Source organism: Methylobacterium sp. UNCCL125, assembly GCF_900116795.1.
Taxonomy (GTDB): Bacteria; Pseudomonadota; Alphaproteobacteria; order Rhizobiales; family Beijerinckiaceae; genus Methylobacterium; species Methylobacterium fujisawaense.
The window spans coordinates 170,270-186,578 of record NZ_FPBW01000013.1 but is presented as its reverse complement, the minus strand read 5'-3'; the positions used below and the strand labels follow the sequence as shown (position 1 = coordinate 186,578).

The 16,309-nt window shown below is 71.9% G+C and carries 13 protein-coding genes, 1 tRNA gene and 1 rRNA gene; 10 read left to right on the top strand and 5 right to left on the bottom strand.

The genetic code is table 11. The features are described 5' to 3' along the window. Positions 1–193: 193 nt before the first annotated feature. The 5 genes from rrf to BM396_RS15355 all read left to right on the top strand — a co-directional run bounded on the left by rrf (position 194) and on the right by BM396_RS15355 (position 7,661). Positions 194–309 (top strand): 5S ribosomal RNA (gene rrf, locus BM396_RS15375). A gap of 107 nt (positions 310–416) precedes the next feature. Then, positions 417–493 (top strand) — tRNA-Met (locus BM396_RS15370). A gap of 409 nt (positions 494–902) precedes the next feature. Further along, the gene (locus BM396_RS15365; RefSeq protein ID WP_043384307.1) at positions 903–2,861 is read left to right on the top strand and encodes an autotransporter assembly complex protein TamA; all 1,959 of its coding nucleotides are present in this window, start codon (positions 903–905) and stop codon (positions 2,859–2,861) included. Further along, positions 2,862–7,214 (top strand): translocation/assembly module TamB domain-containing protein, encoded by a 4,353-nt coding sequence (locus tag BM396_RS15360; protein WP_043384305.1) that lies wholly within the window; start codon positions 2,862–2,864, stop codon positions 7,212–7,214. Between the two features lie 129 nt (positions 7,215–7,343). After that, positions 7,344–7,661 (top strand): HPr family phosphocarrier protein, encoded by a 318-nt coding sequence (locus BM396_RS15355; RefSeq protein WP_043349643.1) that lies wholly within the window; start codon positions 7,344–7,346, stop codon positions 7,659–7,661. A gap of 3 nt (positions 7,662–7,664) precedes the next feature. Here the strand turns inward: BM396_RS15355 and nth are convergent, their stop codons facing one another. From nth to BM396_RS15335, 4 genes are all read right to left on the bottom strand, one after another. Continuing rightward, a complete protein-coding gene (gene nth, locus BM396_RS15350; RefSeq protein WP_244538880.1) occupies positions 7,665–8,285 on the bottom strand; it encodes an endonuclease III domain-containing protein in 621 nt (206 codons plus the stop codon). A gap of 162 nt (positions 8,286–8,447) precedes the next feature. Further along, positions 8,448–9,311 carry a hypothetical protein gene (locus tag BM396_RS15345; RefSeq protein ID WP_043384299.1) on the bottom strand — a complete coding sequence of 288 codons (864 nt, stop codon included), beginning with the start codon at positions 9,309–9,311 and terminating at the stop codon, positions 8,448–8,450. A gap of 103 nt (positions 9,312–9,414) precedes the next feature. Further along, the gene (locus tag BM396_RS15340) at positions 9,415–10,506 is read right to left on the bottom strand and encodes a CobW family GTP-binding protein (RefSeq protein WP_043384296.1); all 1,092 of its coding nucleotides are present in this window, start codon (positions 10,504–10,506) and stop codon (positions 9,415–9,417) included. A gap of 66 nt (positions 10,507–10,572) precedes the next feature. Beyond that, positions 10,573–12,105, bottom strand: a complete 1,533-nt coding sequence (locus BM396_RS15335; protein ID WP_051976120.1) for a D-alanyl-D-alanine carboxypeptidase family protein — start codon at positions 12,103–12,105, stop codon at positions 10,573–10,575. Positions 12,106–12,370: 265 nt separating this feature from the next. On the opposite strand from BM396_RS15335, the gene queE reads away from it, so the two are divergent. From queE to BM396_RS15320, 5 genes are all read left to right on the top strand, one after another. Next, positions 12,371–13,003, top strand: coding sequence for a 7-carboxy-7-deazaguanine synthase (gene queE, locus BM396_RS15330; protein ID WP_043384293.1), 633 nt, complete (start codon positions 12,371–12,373; stop codon positions 13,001–13,003). A 210-nt stretch (positions 13,004–13,213) separates the two neighbouring features. Next, a complete protein-coding gene (locus BM396_RS15325) occupies positions 13,214–14,146 on the top strand; it encodes a hypothetical protein (protein ID WP_244538879.1) in 933 nt (310 codons plus the stop codon). Between the two features lie 96 nt (positions 14,147–14,242). Further along, entirely contained in the window at positions 14,243–14,497 is a 255-nt protein-coding gene (locus BM396_RS33335) for a hypothetical protein (protein WP_051976118.1), read from the top strand. A 102-nt stretch (positions 14,498–14,599) separates the two neighbouring features. Further along, complete coding sequence (locus BM396_RS32800; RefSeq protein WP_158498453.1) at positions 14,600–14,767, top strand: hypothetical protein; 168 nt, start codon at positions 14,600–14,602, stop codon at positions 14,765–14,767. 27 nt (positions 14,768–14,794) lie between these two features. Then, a complete protein-coding gene (locus BM396_RS15320; protein ID WP_043384290.1) occupies positions 14,795–15,223 on the top strand; it encodes a DUF4339 domain-containing protein in 429 nt (142 codons plus the stop codon). A gap of 8 nt (positions 15,224–15,231) precedes the next feature. Here BM396_RS15320 and BM396_RS15315 read toward each other — a convergent pair whose 3' ends face one another. Then, complete coding sequence (locus tag BM396_RS15315) at positions 15,232–16,143, bottom strand: DUF6925 family protein (RefSeq protein ID WP_043384287.1); 912 nt, start codon at positions 16,141–16,143, stop codon at positions 15,232–15,234. Positions 16,144–16,309 lie beyond the last annotated feature (166 nt).

Here is a 16,309-nt window from a genome sequence, read left to right as displayed (position 1 = left end):
ACTAATCGCCCGATTGGCTTGATCGCTCTCGTGATCCGTGTCCGGACTGGATCGGCCGCCGCAAGGCGGGCGAAACCAGAGACACACGCCACAACGAAGACCCGCAGCGACGACGCTGCATGCTTGCCGAACACAACACTCGCCGTCGCAGCACCCTGCGCCGCCGAGTCCCAAAAGAATTGCGATGCGCCGGTCTGGTGGCCTGAGCGGCGTGCCCAGAACCCGATCCCATCTCGAACTCGGCCGTTAAACACGCCAGCGCCTATGGTACTGTGTCTCAAGACACGGGAGAGTCGGTCGCCGCCAGACCCGCCCATCGCAAGCACCATTCCCTCGTCACGACACCGATCCGGCCCCGGACGACAGCGCCACCGCCCATCGCGGCAGACGCCCCGGACACGCCGAGACACTCTTGGCGCGGGGTGGAGCAGCCCGGTAGCTCGTCAGGCTCATAACCTGAAGGTCACAGGTTCAAATCCTGTCCCCGCAACCAAACACACAAACCCGCCGCGCCCAAAAGCGCGGCGGGTTTTTTTTGGCGCCGTCGATCAGCCCCTTCCGGTCATCATGCGGATGCACGCCGCGCAGGTCACCGCTTTCAGGCAGGGGAGGGGAGGCCGGACATCTCACCGCCGGATCCGACCCGCTTCTCTGGTCCCCATCTCGGAAAGCCTCGCCGAGAGGGGACAGTCCCGGTTTCCGAGCGCAGCCTCTGAACAGCGACCGTAGCGGTGTTGGCCTCGAAGGCACCTGGCCTTAAGATGAGGCGGGGTACGTCGTGACACGGCGTAAGGGGGGAGCGGCAATGATCTCACAGGCGGGCGGCACGGCCGACCTCGATCGGAGCTGAAGACCGCGGTTTGCGCGTCTCCGCTCCCATTCATCGTGCGGTCCGTCCGGGGATGCGTCGCGCATCGCCGCCGAGGCTGGCTGCCCTGGCCTTCGCCCTGCTGGTCGCTGCGGGCGCTCAACCCGCACGCGCCTTCGACCTGTTCGGTCTGTTCGCCAGCGAGCCCGAACCGCCGCCGCCGAGTCCGACCGCGCTGCCATACACGCTGCGGATCACCGGGACCGACGATTCCGACGTGCTCCGGGCTTTGCAGGACACGTCCACCCTGCATCGCCTGAGGCAGGATCCACCGCCCGACGGTGAGGGATTGCTGCGTCGGGCAGAGGCCGACCGCGCCAAGCTCGCCGACGTGCTGTCGGGCTACGGCTATTATCAGGGAACCGTCACGATCCGGATCGACGGCGCGCCAGTGGCGGAGCAGGCACCGGTCGCGGTCGCCGCCGCGGAGGCATGGCGCAACCGCGGCCTCGTCCCGGTCCGGATCGCGGTCGATCTCGGCCCCCTCTACCATCTCCGCCGGATCACCGTGCGCGATCCGGCGGGCAACCCGTTTCCGGAATCCGTCCTGCCCGCGCGGATCACCCGCGTGGACGAGGATGTTCCGGCCCGCTCGGTCACCGTGCTCGCCCGGGAAGCGCAGATCGTCGACCAGTTCCGCGCGCAGGGCCATCCCTTCGCCAAAGTCGTCGCCCGCGACCCCGTGGTGGACGATTCCGCCCACGTCATGGACGTGACCTTCACGGTGGCGCCGGGCCCGGTCTCAGGTCTCGGTCCGGTCGCGGTGAGCGGCGCACCGGGGATCGACCCGGCGACCATCCGCTCCTTCATCTATGCCGAACCGGGCGACCCGTATTCGCCCCAGGCGGTGGCGGCGATCCGCCGGTCGGTGGCGCGGATCGAGGGCATCGGCGGCGTGCGCGTCCGCGAGGGCACGGCGCTCGACGCCGACGGAAACCTGCCGCTGTTCGTCGAGGTCACCGAACGCGAGCGCAACCTCGTGGGTGTCTCGGCACGCTATTCCACCGTCGACGGGCCGGGCGTGCGGGCCTACTACGCCAATCGCAACCTGTTCGGTGGCGGCGAGTCCTTCCGGGTGGACGCCGACATCTACTATCTGGGCCTCGGCAACGACCCCTTCGCCAACCAGCGCAAGGTTGCGGGAATTGGCACGAACGGCCTCGGCGGACGTCTCTCGGCGACCTACGTCCAGCCGGCCCTGTGGGGCACACGCAACGATCTGCTGGCCAACGCCTTCATCACGCGTGAGGTGCAGCAGAGCTATCTCGTGGATGGCGGCGGTGTCTCTGGGGCGATCCGCCACCGCTTCTCGGACACGTTCTCGGCGCAGATCGGGCTCGACGCCCAGGCGGGCCGGTCGAAGGATGCCCTCGGCACCGTCAATTACCGGCTGATCGGCGTCCCCGCCTCGGTGACCTACGATTCCACCGACAGCCTCCTCGACCCGACGCGGGGCGTTCGGGCGATCGCGTCGCTGGCGGTCTATCCCGGCGCGATCTCGTCGCCCGGGATCGTCGTGGCCAAGGCGCAGGGCTCGACCTACTACGCCCTGGACGACGAAGCCCGCATGATCCTGGCCGGCCGCATCGGCTTCGGCTCGGTCTCCGGGGCGCCGCTGGGAGAAATCCCGGACAATTTCCGGTTCTTCGCCGGCGGAGGCGGCTCCGTGCGCGGCTATCCGTATCGGACCCTCGGACCAATCGGCCCCTACAACCTCCCGATCGGCGGCCGCAGCCTGCTCGAGGCTTCCCTCGAGGCGCGCATCAAGGTCACGGACACGATCGGCGTGGTGCCGTTCTTCGACGCGGGCACCGCCTTCGCCTCGGCGACGCCGGATTTCGATGAGAAGATCCGCAAATCCGTGGGCATCGGCCTGCGCTACTACACCGGTATCGGCCCGATCCGCGCGGATCTCGCCTTTCCGCTCGATCCCTATAAGGGCGGGCACGTGCGGCCGGCCGTCCTGTATCTCAGCCTGGGACAGGCGTTCTGAATGGCTCTTCGGACCGGACTCACGCGACGCCGCGCCACGCCGAACCGCGGCGGCGGCCGGTGGCTTGGCCTCGTCCTGATCTGCCTGATCCTGGCGCTGCCTTGGGCGGTCACGCTGACCTCCGCCGAAGAGGGGGACAAGTCCGTGCTCGGCGGACTCCTGTCGCGGGCGCTCTCGACGCCCTCGTCCCGGGTGGCGATCGGCGCCATCGACGGCGCCCTGTCCTCCGACGCCACCATCCGGGACGTGGCGATCAGCGACCGCGACGGCGTCTGGCTGAAACTCGACCGGGCCCGCATCGTCTGGCGCCGGCTCGCCCTTCTGTCGGGACGCCTGGAGGTCGACAGCCTCGAGATCGGGCATCTCGACGTGCTGCGGCGACCGATCCCCGGTCCACCGCCGCCCGAAGCGAAGCCCGATGGCCGGCTGCTCCCGGACCTGCCCGTCAAGGTCGAGATCAAGGGCTTCAAGCTGGCCGAGCTGACGCTGGGCGAGGCGGTGGCCGGGCAGCCGGCTCGGCTGTCCGCGGAGGGCCGGGCGAAGCTCGGCGCCGCCAGCGAAGGGCTCGACCTCCAGGCCAGGGCCCTGCGCCTCGACGCGCCGGGCCGCTTCCTGCTGTCGCTGCTGTTCGTGCCGAACGGCGAGCGGCTCGAGCTGAAGGCGAACCTCGTGGAGCCGGCGGGCGGCCTGCTCTCGAAGGCGGCCAACCTGCCCGGTACGCCGCCAATCGACTTCGAACTCGATGGAACCGGGACGTTGGACGCCTGGGGGGCCAAGCTCGACTTCACGGCCGGACCCGACATCGGTGCCAAGGGCGGTGCGAAGATCTCCCGGATCGGGGCCGAGCGGCGCCTGGCCCTGGATCTCGCGGCCCGGATCGAGGGCCTGATGCCGGGCCCGGCGGCCGCGATCTTCGCCGGCACCACCAAGCTCGACGGCGGCATCGCCTTCGCGGATAGCGGCGCCTTCCGGATCGACCGGCTGGAACTGACCTCCCGCACGGCGCGTCTGGCCGCCGGCGGCAGCCTGACCCGCGACCGGGTCGCCGACCTGACGCTCCAGGCCCGCGCCCTGCCCACGGAGGGCGACGTCACCCGCGCCGGCGAGGCCGAGATCGGCAAGCTCGTCTTCGACGGCAGCCTGAAGGGACCGCTCGCGGCACCGACGGTCCGGGGCCGCCTCGACGCGGCTGCCCTGCGCAGCCGCGATTCCGGCCTGGACCGGATCGAGGCCAGCCTCGGGATCGACCCGCAGGGCGACCCATCAGCGCAGCGTTTCGCCATCACGGCGGACGGCCGGGTCGACGGATTGAAGCTCGCCGACCCGGCCCTGCGCCGGGCAATCGGCAGCCGGGCCAACGTGACGCTCCGCGCCTCGGCCGGCGCAGACGGCGTGGTCGATATCGCGGCGCTCCGGCTCGACTCCGACACGGCGCGGGCGGCCTATGTCGGTCGCGTCGGCCAGAACACCCTGACGGGCACCGTAGACGCGGCCCTGCCGGACCTCTCGGTGTTCTCGGGTCTCGCGGGCCAGGGCCTTGCGGGCAGCCTCGACGCCAAAGCGCGGGTGAGCGGCGATCCGGCGCGCAAGGCCATCGCGGCCGACCTCGCCGTGACCACGAGCGGCCTCGTCACCGGGATCCAGGCCGCCGACCGCACCCTCGGCCGCGCACCGACCCTTCAGGGGCGCGTCTCCCAGACCTTCGACGGCTACGGCTTCGACCATCTGCGCCTGGAGGGGGCCGGCGTCGCCGCGACCCTGCAGGGCGAGGCGACGGCGTCCCGGGCGGATGTCACCGGGCGGCTCGATCTCAGGAGCCTCGGGGATCTCGACGGACGCCTCACCGGCAAGGCCAGCATCGATGCGCGCCTGACCGGATCCCTGGAACATCCGGATGTGACCGCGGCTCTGACGGCGCCGTCCGTCACCGCGGCGGGAAAGCCGATCCGGGACCTGCGCGCCGAGGCGGTCCTGCGGGACGCGCTCCTCGCCCCGGACGGAACGGTCCGACTCAGCGGCGACGTCGCCGGCAAGGCGCTCACGGGCGGTGCCCACCTCGCGCGCGTCGGCGGCGATTGGGTCCTCGACCGGCTCGGTCTCGATCTCGGCTCTGTCGCCGTCGCGGGCCACGCCATGGTCGCGGCCGACACGTGGCTGTCGGCCGGCGCGCTCACCGTGCGGGCCGGCGATCTGGCGGACATCGCGCCCCTGGTCCCGGAGCCGGTCGCGGGCCGACTCGACGCCGCGCTGACCCTCGCCCGCGACGGCGGCCGCCAGGATGCGGCCATCCGCGCCACCGGGGCCGCGCTCCGATACGGGGAGACCAGCCTCGCGCGTCTCGATGCGGATCTCTCGGGCCGCGACCTGCGCGCGCATCCCGTTCTCGAAGGACGGCTCGAAGCCGACCGGCTTGTGGCCGCCGGCCAGCAGGTCGACACGATCCGGCTCCTCGCCAACGGTAGCCCCGCCTTCAGCGACGTGACCCTGACCGCCCGGTCGCGCGGCTTCAATCTCGATGGCGCCGCGCGGGTCGTTCCGGCCGAGGACACGCGGATCGAGATCCAGCGTCTGTCGGCCGCCCGGGGCAGCGATCGCTTCGCCCTCACCGGGCCGGCGGCGATCACGCTTCGGGACGGTGGCGCCGTGATCGACGGCCTGTCCATCGCGGCGGGCGCGGGTCGCATCACGGCCGCGGGCCGTGTCGGGCAGGCTCTCGACCTGCGGGTGGCGATCCGGTCGCTACCCCTGTCGCTCGCCCGGATCGCCGCGCCGAGCCTCGCCCTTTCGGGGACCCTGGACGGCGAAGCCGATCTCCACGGGCCTGTCACGCGCCCCGAGGGACGCTACGCGATCAGCGTCGCGAAGCTCGTCGCCCCGCAGACGCGGCAGGCCGGACTTCCGGCGATCGACGCCACCGCCAAGGGCACCCTGTCGGATGGGCAGGCGAGCCTGGACGGTCGAGTGACGGCAGGGCGCGGCGTCGCCCTGACGGTCTCGGGATCGCTGCCCGTGGAGGCAGGGGGGCCGTTGGACCTGCGCGCACGCGGGACCCTGGACGCATCCCTCGCCAATTCCCTGCTCAGCGTCGGCGGCCAGAGCGTCACCGGCAAGGTTGCCATCGACGGCGGCGTCACCGGTACGCTGGCGGCGCCGCGGGCGCAGGGCGCGGCGGTGCTGACCGGCGGCAGCTTCACCGATCCGCTGAACGGCCTCCGCTTCACCGGGATCGAGGGGCGCGTCACCGGTCGCGGCGACAGCGTCGTGGTCGAGCGCCTGACCGCGAGCGCCCGCAACGGCGGCCGGGTCTCGGTCACCGGCCGCGTCTCCCTCGCGCCCGACTTCCCGGGCAGTTTCCATGTCGTTGCCGACAAGGCCGAACTCGTGTCGAGCCCCTTGATGACGGCCGTGTCGAGCGTCGACGTCACGCTGGCGGGTCCGCTGGCGCGGACACCGCGGATCGCCGGTCGCGTGGATGTCGTGTCGATCGATGTCGCGGTCCCGGATCGGCTCCCGGCCACCATCCGGCCGCTGCCGGGGGTCCGCCACGTCAACACGCCGCCGGAGCTGCGCGCGCGCCTGGCGCAGCGGGCAGAGAGGAAGGCCGCGGCACGTCCCGGGCGGCGGTCCGGAAAGCCGGCCGTGCCGTTCGACGCCACCCTCGACGTGACGATCGATGCGCCGAGCCGCATCTTCGTCCGCGGGCGGGGCATCGACGCGGAACTCGGCGGCGCGCTGCGTGTCACCGGAACCTCCGCGTCGCCCAACGCGAACGGCGCCTTCTCGCTGCGGCGCGGTCAGTTCGAACTTGTCGGCCAGCGCCTGGATTTCAGCCGCGGCCGGCTGACCTTCGCGGGAAGCCTGACCACGCCGGAACTCGATTTCGTCGCCGAGACCAAGGCCACCGACGTGACCGCCCGCATCGCGGTCTCCGGCTTCGCGGACGCACCGCAATTCTCCCTGACCTCGGATCCAGCCCTGCCGCAGGACGAGATCCTGTCGCGGATCCTGTTCAAGAAGGCGTCGGCCGGCCTGTCGCCGTTCCAGGCCCTGCAGCTCGCCCAGGCAGTCGCCCAGCTCTCCGGGGGCGCCGCGGGGCCCGACATGTTCGAGCAGGCCCGCAAGAGCCTCGGCCTCGACAGCCTCGACGTTTCCACCGGCGCGAGCGGCGGGCCGGCGATCGGCGCCTCGCGCTACATCTCGGATCGGGTCAGCGTCGGCGTGAAGGCCGGGGCGAAGCCTGCCGACACGGCCGTCGGCGTCGATTTCGACGTCACCCGCCGGATCAAGCTGAAGGGCGAGGCCGGGAGCGACGGCCGCACCAGCCTCGGCGTTGGCGCCGAGTACGAGTGGTAGCCGGCCCGATCCACAGGACCGGCTTGCGCGTCCTCAGCAAGGCTGCGGGATCGACACGCCCGGTCAATGGTTTAGGTTCGGCACAGGCGGCCGCCAGGGCCGCCGATCGGGCGGGAAACACGACGGACGATGGACGAGCTTTTCGAGACGGATGACGATCCGCCGGTTCCGGAGGGCGGCCTTCTCCGCAAGCTCCCGATCATCAACAGGCGGGGCCTCCATGCCCGCGCATCCGCGAAGTTCGTCCAGACCGTTGAACGCTACGACGCCGCCGTGACGGTGACCCGGGCGGGGGAGACCGTGGGCGGACGCTCCATCATGGGCCTGCTGACGCTGGGGGCCGCCATGGGCACACGCATCGCCGTCACGGCCGTGGGCCCGGATGCGGAAGACTGTCTCGACGCCATCGAGGCCCTGCTCGCCAACCGCTTCGGCGAAGACGAGTAGCGGCTAGGCCGTCGATCGGCCCGGCCAGGCGCACAGGTCGGAGACGGGACATCGGGGGCAGGCAGGCTTCCGGGCGGTGCAGATGTCGCGCCCGTGTCGGAACAGCCAGACATGGGCATTGTCCTTGAAGCCTTCCGGCACGCTCCGGGCGAGGCCGTCGGCCACCGCGTCGACCGTCGGGCCCGGGGCCAGAGGGATCCGGTTCGAGACCCGGAAGACATGGGTGTCGACCGCGATCACCGGCTCGTGGAAGGCGAAGTTCGCCGTCACCTCCGCGCTCTTGCGGCCGATCCCCGGGAGGCGGCGCATCTCCGCGGCGCTGCGCGGGACGCCGCCGCCGTAATCCGCCACCAAGGCCGCCGACAGCTTGACGATGTTGCGCGCCTTGGATGGCCCGAGCCCGACCGGCCGGATGATCTCGACGATCCGGGCTTCCCCGAGCGCCACCATGCCGGCGGGGTCGCGGACCTCGGCGAACAATGCCTCTGCGACCCGCGAAACGGTCGGTCCGGTGGACTGGGCCGAGAGCAGCACGGTCACGAGAAGGCGGAACGGGTCGGTGCGGTCGAATCCGGCCTTCGGATCCGGATCCCTGCCCGCGAGACGCGCGAGGACCGCGGCCACCGTGGCGGCGTCTCCCGCCTGACCGGCTTCAGACGCCGGTCCCGCGGCGGCCTTCCGGCGCGGAGCGGATCGAATGCCATGGGTCAGGTCGCGGGTCATGGGCGCCAGCTAGGGTTCCGACGCCTCCCGCGACAGGCTCCCTGCGCGCGGCGGATTGACCGCTCAGGCCCGGGCCCGCCGCCAGGGTACCGCATTGGAGCCGGCGCAGAGGTGGAGCGTTCCGGACACGACTGCGCCGGCCCGGCGCCGGAACTCGACCTGCAGCGCGCCGCGACGGGCGAACAGCCGGGTGACCACCCGGACCAGCGATGCCTCGGCCGGGTCGGCGATGATCGGCCGCGCGGCCGTCCGGGCGTCGAGGGCGAGGAAGGTCTCGACCGCATCGCGGACGGCGGCTGGTTCGGTCACGGCCAGAATCTCGGACTCCGCGGGCTCCCAGCCTGCCGGGCGGATGCCGATCAGGTTCCCGGCCGGAACCGAACGCGGTCGCGCCGGACGGCTCGCCGCCAGGATGGGACGCCGCGGTCCCTGATCCTGTACGGGCGCCGACTCACCGACCAGGCGGAGCGGGCGGCGCAGCGCCCCGAGCCGTTCCCGCAAGGCCCGGTCCACGGCCTCGGCGGCTGCGTGCTCCACCAGGGCTGCGGCGTCAGGCTCCGCGGGCTGCCAGGGCCGGGCCCGGCCGCCCCAGACCGAATGGGGCATCGCCAGCGGGACGACCCCGCGCAGCGTCTCGCGGCCGTCGCGCGCATCCCGGCTCCAGGCCAGGGCGACGGCGACGGAACGCGCCGCCGGACGATGCTGGGCCAGCGGCAGGAGATGATCCGGGTCGCGGAGCGGATCGCTGACGGCATTGCGCACCAGCATGGCCCGCCAGGCGGCGACCGCCGCCGCATCCACGGCACCGGGCCGCTGGAGATCGACCCGCCACGTCTCGGCCTGCGGACCGGCTCCGGCATCCGGAATTGCCGTGTCGTCCGCCCGCTCGGACAGGCCGCCCTGTATCACGGTGAAGCGTCGCACCATCGCGTGTCCTGCCTGTCGACGATCCGTCCCGATCCGGGACGATCCGGCGCCTCAGGGGCGCCATTCGGCTCGATGGCTTCAAGGATGGTGCCGCCCGCCGGCGTCAGGGGCCGGGGATCGCCAGGGGGTTGTTGGTGAGCGCCGCGGCGTCCGGCGCGTCGATCCGGGGACGGCCCAAGAAGGCGTCCCAGAGCTGGCGCACGAAGGCGGGATCGAGATCGCGCAGGATCAGCACGAGCCGCGAGGTGTGGTCTGGATCAGGCCAAGCCGGCAGCGTGATCGGCGCGTGGAACACGTGCTGAACGCCGTGGACGACGAGCGGGCGCTCGGGATCGTCGGCAAGGGCGACGATGCCCTTGAGACGCAGCAGCTTCGGACCGTGGCCGGAGCGCAGGAGGTCCATGAACATCTCGAAGGCGGGGCGCGGCACGGGCGCCGGGCTGGTCAGGCAGATCGCCTGGATCGCGGCGTCGTGGCGGTTCACGTCGGCGTGGTGGCGATCCTGCGCCAGCGCCGCATCGCCGAGCCAGGCACGCACGTCGGCCGCCTTGCCGTCGAGACCGAACAGACCCCCGAGGAGCGCCTCCGCGGGGGCGTCCGGCGCGACGATCGGGGCGGCCGGGTTGAGCGCCGCCAAGCGTGCGCGGATGCCCGACAGGTCGCCCGCGAGATCGGTCTTGGTCAGCACGATCCGATCGGCGACCGCGGCCTGCCGCAGGGCCTCCGGATGGGCGTCGAGGGTCTCGGCGCCGGTCAGCGCATCCACCAGAGTCACCACGGCCTGGAGGCGGTATCGGAGCACCAGATAGGGATGGTAGATCAAGGCGTGGAGGATCGGTGCCGGATCGGCGAGGCCCGTCGTCTCGATCACCACGCGCCGGAACGGCCGTATCCGGCCGTTGTCGCGCTTGCGCAGCAGATCCTCGAGGGTGGCGATCAGGTCGCCCCGCACCGTGCAGCACAGGCAGCCGGCGCCGAGAAGGATCATGTCCTCGTCGACGGTCTCGATGAGCAGGTGATCCAGGCCGATCTCGCCGAACTCGTTGACGATCACCACCGTGTCGGCGAGCGCGGGATCGCGCAGCAGCCGGTTCAGCAGGGTGGTCTTTCCGGCGCCGAGGAAGCCGGTGAGCACGGTCAGCGGGATGGGCTCCGGGCGACGCGGGTCCGGAGCGGGCACGATGGTGTCTGACATAGGCGGCGAAGTGGGGTGCGTCGGGCTCCGCGGCAACGCGGCGCCACGCCGGACACCCGCGATGGCCTACTCGTCCGCCGCGGCCTTCTTGGCGGCCGGCTTCCTGGCCGGCGCCTTGGCCGCCGCCTTGGCATCGGACTTGGCATCGGGCTTGGTCTCGCCCTTGGTCGACCCGGACTTGTGGGCGGCGGCCTTCGGCGCGGACTTGGTCAGGCCCTTGCCGGGCTTGGCCTCGGGCATCCCGGGCGTCTCGTCGGCCGTGTAGGCGCTCGCGTTCCGCGGCACGCCGTGACCCGGCTTCGCGGCGACCTTCGGGGCCGTCTTGGCGGCGGCCTTCGCGGCCTGGGCGCGTTCGAGCCGGGCCGCCTGGGCCTGCTTGGCTGCCTCAAGGGCCGCCGCGCGCTTGGCCTTGGCGGCCTCGAGCTTGGCGGCGCGGGTGTTGGCGGCGGCGGCCTTCTGCTCGGCCTCCTGCGCGTCGAGGATGTTCTGGCCTTCGGCCGGGTTGCGGCCGATCCAGACGGCGATCGGCTGAAGCGGCGCCCGCGGCGGCAGGGAGCGGGCCCGCAGGGCAGGATTGGAGAAGGCGGCCAGCGCCAGCGCCGGCGAATTCGCCGCCGAGCCGCCGATCAGCTGCGCGGCGGAACCGGGGGCGCTCAGCGCGCCGGCCCCGTCCTCGATGGCCGGTGGCTTCTTGCCGCCGCAGATGAAGGGGCGCATGTCCGGCGGCGCGGACAAGGCCGAGGCCGGGAGCGCGTCGAGGGTCGGGCTCGTCCAGCCGGCGCTCTGGCCGAAGGCGTAGTCGAACAGGTCGGCGGCCTTCACGTCGCGCTCGCGCGGGCTCGGCTGCCCCATCACGATGGTGACGATCCGCCGACCGTTACGCGTGGCGGTCGCCACCACGTTGAAGCCGCCCGAGCAGATGAAGCCGGTCTTCATGCCATCCGTGCCGGGATAGCGTCCGAGCAGCCCGTTGTGGTTCGCCATCACGGCGCGGCCGAACTGGATCGCCGAAATCGAGAACAGGTCGTGGGAATCCGGGAAATCGCGGATCAGAGACCGGGCGAGAACCGCCATGTCGCGGGCGGAGGTCCATTGCCGCGGGTCGGGCAAGCCGTTGGGATTGTACCAGCGGCTGTCATGCATGCCGATCCGCTGGGCGGTCTCGTTCATCAGTGCGGCGAAGTTGTCGACGGTGCCGCCGAGCGACTCGCCGATCGCGTAGGCGACGTCGTTCGCCGACTTGACCATGATGATCTTCAGGGCGTTGTCGAGGGTGAGCTGTGTCCCCGGCTTGAAGCCCATCTTCGAGGGCGGCTCGGCGGCGGCGGCGGCCGAGATGGTGATCATCGAGTCGAGCGAGACCTTGCCCTGCCGCACGAGATCCAGGGCGACGTAGGTGGTCATCAGCTTGGTGATCGAGGCCGGATACCAGGGATCGGTCGGCGCCTGCGCGTAGATCACCTTGCCGGAATCCACGTCCGCCACGAGGATCGGCACCGTCACGGCATTCGCGGCGCCGATCCCGATCAGGCCCGCCCCGAGCAGACCCGTCAGCGCCGCAAACCCGACGGTGACGCGTCGGTAGAGAGAAGAGGACATTCGAGCCCGACTCATCAGAGGATCGCCTGGTCGACGCCGCGGGGCGTCGGTTTTCCGGCCGGCCAGCCGGAGAGCGGCGCAACCCGGCCGGCCGAAAGCGGTCGCCGGACTGCATCTCGGCATGAACGAGTCCACCATGGCAAGAGCAAGGCGAGATCGCACCGCGAGTCTGCTCGGCGCGGTTGTCGGTGGCCCACCGGCCAGGCACGGCTTATGTGCAGTCAGAGCGCGGAGCGGACCGCGCGCGGACGTGACTGGGACAGTTGTGGCTTACGCGGTCAAGGAGATTTTCCACACACTTCAGGGTGAGGGCGCCCAGGCCGGCCGCGCCGCCGTGTTCTGCCGCTTCGCCGGCTGCAACCTGTGGTCCGGTCGCGAAGCCGACCGCGCGTCAGCGGCCTGCCGATTCTGCGACACGGATTTCATCGGGATGGACGGGGAGGGCGGCGGCCGCTTCACGGATGCGGCGGCGCTCGCCGACGCGATCGCCGCCACCTGGGCGGGAGGCGCCGAGAACCGCTACGTCGTCTTCACCGGCGGCGAGCCGCTGCTCCAGCTCGACACGCCCCTGATCGAGGCCGTCCACGCGGCCGGGTTCGAGATCGCGATCGAAACCAATGGGACTTTGCCCGCGCCGCCCGGTATCGACTGGATCTGCGTCAGCCCCAAGGGAAGCAACGCCCTGGCGCAGACCTCCGGCCATGAACTGAAGCTCGTCTATCCGCAGGCGGACGCCGATCCGGCGGCTTTCGTCGGGTTCGCATTCCAGCACCGCTTCCTCCAGCCCATGGACGGGCCGGACCGCGCCGCCAGCACGGAGGCGGCGATCGCCTATTGCCGCCGCGATGCCCGCTGGCGGCTGTCGCTGCAAACCCACAAGATCATCGGCATTCCCTGACAAGATCAGCGCAAGACGGGGCACGCCGCTCGACAGTGCTCTTCCCATCGCGCGGAGAATCGGAAACGATCAGCCCTGTGTTTCAGCTGCGGAACAGGGCCGTTGAGCGCCGATGGATCTTTCTCACAGCCGCGGATCATCTCCGCGCCAGCGCGGAATGCGCACGCTTCCGAATGCCACGGGATCTGGCCGGTCGATCCCGATCCGCATGTGACGAACCTGTCCGGCCGTCAGCTCTGGCATTTCCGGGGCGGGGTACCGGTGGCGGCCGAGATAAACGGAATCCGCATCGCCGCGGATGGCGCGCGGATCGCCCAGCCCGGCATCCGGCGGGACACCCAAGCCCGCCCCTATCCAGCGCATTTCACCCACGCACCGGCAACCGGCGAGATCCTGCGCAACCCCGCAACCGCCGAGGAGCCGGCCACGCTCGAGATCGACCGCGGCAGCTTGACCGAGCTTCCTCTGCCGAGCGGCGTGCCGGTGCTGCTCCGGGCCGGGCGCCCGGCCGCGCTCCACCTGTTTCAGGAAAACCTGGGCGCCTTGGACACCTGGGACGGCCGGACGTTCCTGCCCCTCGGCCGTCTGCCCGCCGCTGCACCGCGAACCACGCCGACGGCGTCTCCCGCGGGGATCGCCTACACCACCGCCGACGCGCTGGTCTCGGCAGGACTTCCGCAACTCGGTCTCCGCCTCGCCTCCGGCGAAGTCGGCCTACCGCGCCTGCGCTTTCTCTCCGCTCCGGGCTGGGACGGGATCGACCTCCTCGCCCTGGCCGAACGGGACGGGCGGCTCATCCTGTACCGCAGCACGGTCGGCTCGGATGCCCTCGCCCTGCTGGACCTCGACAGATCCGCGTCCGGAAGCCGGTTCTCAGGTCCCTGGACAAACCGCCTGGGCGACATGTTCTGGACTGGACCCGACGGGTTCGTCGCGTTCCGGTCTGGCGGCGCAGGCGCGGCTTTCGTTGCTTGGCCGGTCGGCTTCGCGCCGATCACCGCGCAGGCGCCGTGGCGCGACCGGGCCGACCAGCACCACCGGCTCGGCATCCTGGAGGGTCGCTGCCACCTCGCAGCAGTGACGCCGGACCGGACGCTCCGCCCCCTCGACGGGCCGCGCCTCGCCGCCGGACCCGTCGCCTAATGGGGCGCGGACCGCTTCGACCTGCCCTGGCAGCCGCCGGCCGAGACGCTCACGCTCGGAGCGCATGCGGGCGCTCTCCTCGTTCCGCTGCTGGCCTTGCCCCGCGATACCGTGCTCCTCGCCCTGGACATCGACGCTCCGCGCGCCGGATTCCTCAAGGGCGCCGCTCTCCGCGAACCGGTGATCGGCCACGTCCTGCACCACGCCCACGGGGTTGGCCTTCACCGCCTTCCGATCACCCTGGAGGTGGCGTCACGCGGCGACGCCGACGCGCTCCTGCACGACAACGCGCTGTACCTCTGGACCCGGTCCGGGCGCAGCTGCCACGCGCTGCGGCTTCAGACGGCATGAGGGTCGCTTCTGACCCGCGCGGCGCTCGCGCTGCTCGTCCTCTGGTCGCCCCCGGTCCAGGCCGCCGCCCATCAGCTCGTGCTCATTCAGGATTCCGGATGGATGGAGCCGTTCCTGAGCGCCGAGGGCTCGCAATTCCGGCCCTTCGTTGAGGCACTGGCGGCCGCCATCCGCGTGCCGGAGGGCACGATCGCGATCGGGACCTTCGACCAGGACGGTCAGGTTCCCGGGCGCACGTCGCCGCGCATCCTGCACAAGATGCGCAAATAGGCGCCGCCGGGCCCGGACCGCACCGCCATGACGGCCCTGTTCTCGCTGAACTACTCGGCGCTGAGTCGAGCCGTGCTCGCCACACGCGGGAGTCTGGACTTCGAGGAAGCCGCCGCTCAGGCCGGCCTCGACAAGGTCGCGGCCTTCTTCGGGGTCGCCCGGGGCGAGGCCGAGCGCCACCTCCCGACCGTCGATCCGGCGGCCTTCGCGACCGACGCCCTGCTGCGCCTGGTGGATCGGACGCCGCGGGCCCCGCCGGAGGAGACGGCGATGCGGTTCTATCTCTATCGCGACGCGGTGACGGGGCCGTTCCCGCTCTCCGCGCTCGTCGGCATGGCGCGTTCGGGCGCCCTGCGGGCGGACACGCCGATCCATCCGCTCGGGGGTGCGTGGATGCCGGCCGGCGGCCAGCCCGAGCTGGCGCCGCCCTTCGTGCCGGCGCCGCCGGACCTGTGACGTCCCGCTCAGCCGGCCATGGCCCTCCGCTGGGCGCGCGCCGCTCGGACCACCAGGCGGGCGAACCGTCCGTCGACGTGCGACGGGTCGGGATCCTGCCCGGCCAGAATCGTGCGGCGCAGGGCGACCAGCGCGGGATCGCCCCAGGCGTCGAGCACCAGCGCGAACGCCGCGTGGCGTCCGGCATCGAACGGGATCGGCCGACCGGGCCGGTCCCGGGCCGGATGCGCCGGATGGAGCGCGCCGCAGGGCACCCAGCCCTGCGGGATCGGCGCGGTGGCCGCATGGGTCCGTCCGAGCCGCAGCAGCTGCGGCAGGACGTGGCTCTGCGGTCCGGACCCCGCTTCGGCCGGATCGGGCCCCGGGGCGAAGACCTCGATGCGCCCGCAGCGCGTGATGAAGACCCGATCCGGGTGCGCCGCGAGCGACCGCAGGATTCCCGCATCGCCGGACGCCAGGAGCGGCCGGCCCGCCAGCGCCCGAAGCCTACGGATGCCTTCGGGATCGGCCACCCGCAGGCAGGCATCCACGGCGCGCAGGCCGAGGCCGAGGTCGAACAGGGACGCGGCGCGGTCCTGCGGCCGGATTGCCGCCGCATCGGGCCCCAGCTCGGTCAGTACGGTGCGCCCGCCCATGGCACAGGCCGCTTCGGGGAGGCAGAGCGCGACCGCTTGGCTCCAGCCGTCGTTGAAACCGGTCTCGTAGGCGAACGGCCTGAGATCCGGCGAAATCACGAGGGCGAGGGCGCCCCGGGCCGTGACGATGCCGATCCCCCCATTCTCGAGGGGCCGGGCCGCCTCGTCAGGGTCCCGCGCGAAGACGGCGCCGGCTCCGTAGCTGCCGAGGCTCCACGTGCAGGCCGGATCGGCCATTTGGGCCCGCAGCAGGGTCTCCACCGCGGATCCCGGTCCGGCCGTCATCGGCTCCTCGCACGCACGCCACCGCAGCGGGCACGCCTTGACACGGACGGCGAATGACCGGAAGTCGCGGGGCATCACCGAGGTTGTGGTCGGCAAGGCGGGCGCGCGGCCCCGAACGACCGATGCGGAGACGTCCGCTGGACCTCGCGACGGGATCCGCAAGAAG

Bases quoted from the DNA above. Each gene is read 5' to 3' on its own strand.
- BM396_RS15360 (WP_043384305.1), top strand. From the start codon at position 2,862: ATGGCTCTTCGGACCGGACTCACGCGACGCCGCGCCACGCCGAACCGC.
- BM396_RS15365 (WP_043384307.1), top strand. From the start codon at position 903: ATGCGTCGCGCATCGCCGCCGAGGCTGGCTGCCCTGGCCTTCGCCCTG.
- BM396_RS15315 (WP_043384287.1), bottom strand. From the start codon at position 16,143: ATGACGGCCGGACCGGGATCCGCGGTGGAGACCCTGCTGCGGGCCCAA.
- BM396_RS32800 (WP_158498453.1), top strand. From the start codon at position 14,600: ATGGAGCCGTTCCTGAGCGCCGAGGGCTCGCAATTCCGGCCCTTCGTT.
- BM396_RS15320 (WP_043384290.1), top strand. From the start codon at position 14,795: ATGACGGCCCTGTTCTCGCTGAACTACTCGGCGCTGAGTCGAGCCGTG.
- BM396_RS15335 (WP_051976120.1), bottom strand. From the start codon at position 12,105: ATGTCCTCTTCTCTCTACCGACGCGTCACCGTCGGGTTTGCGGCGCTG.
- BM396_RS15340 (WP_043384296.1), bottom strand. From the start codon at position 10,506: ATGTCAGACACCATCGTGCCCGCTCCGGACCCGCGTCGCCCGGAGCCC.
- BM396_RS15355 (WP_043349643.1), top strand. From the start codon at position 7,344: ATGGACGAGCTTTTCGAGACGGATGACGATCCGCCGGTTCCGGAGGGC.
- BM396_RS15345 (WP_043384299.1), bottom strand. From the start codon at position 9,311: ATGGTGCGACGCTTCACCGTGATACAGGGCGGCCTGTCCGAGCGGGCG.